The 597-nt window shown below is 63.1% G+C and carries 1 protein-coding gene and 1 pseudogene; both read left to right on the forward strand.

Annotated elements, in window-relative coordinates; all coding sequences use genetic code 11:
- Positions 1-192 precede the first annotated feature (192 nt).
- Positions 193-303 (forward strand): annotated as a pseudogene (locus EXE45_RS21500) (NAD(P)-binding protein); the annotation flags it as partial.
- 13 nt (positions 304-316) lie between these two features.
- A partial coding sequence (locus EXE45_RS17465) for an NAD(P)/FAD-dependent oxidoreductase (protein WP_137695079.1) occupies positions 317-597 on the forward strand: 281 nt, incomplete at its 3' end.

Raw genomic sequence — 597 nt, forward strand, 5'->3', positions numbered from 1 at the left:
CAACACTCTTGCGCAGCGACCCGTCGCGTCGGTCGTCGGCGAGTTGGAGCAATCCGTCGATGAGTACACGAGTTGGCGTTCAGAAGTACTGTATAGGTGAGAACCGTTCGCCGACAGATCGATCCGAGCCGGCTATCGCAGTCCGATCGGTCACAACTTATAAGTTAATATAGTGTATTTTGTACAATACAGATGTCTGGTGTCGCGATCATCGGCGGCGGACCGACGGGACTGAACGCGGCCATCTACACGGCCCGAGCGGACAGGCGAACGCTCGTGTTCGACGACGGGCGGGACGACCCGGGACGTGGACACCATGGAGAACGTCTACGGGTTCCCGGACGGCGTCACCGGCCCGGAACTCGTCGATCTGGGACGGGAACACGCGCGGAAGTACGGGGCCGAGATCGTCGAGGAGGAGGTCGTTCGGATCGAGCCGGAGGGCGAGCGGTACCGCGTCGAGACGACGGTCGACGAGTACGTCGTCGACGGCGTGATACTCGCGACGGGCGCGGACTACGAGCGGCCGGCCATCGCGGACGTCGAGACGTACGAGGGCCACGGCGTCTCCTACTGCGTCGAGCGCGACGCCTACTT

This window comes from Halorubrum sp. SP9, from assembly GCF_005435015.1.
Lineage (GTDB): Archaea > Halobacteriota > Halobacteria > Halobacteriales > Haloferacaceae > Halorubrum > Halorubrum sodomense.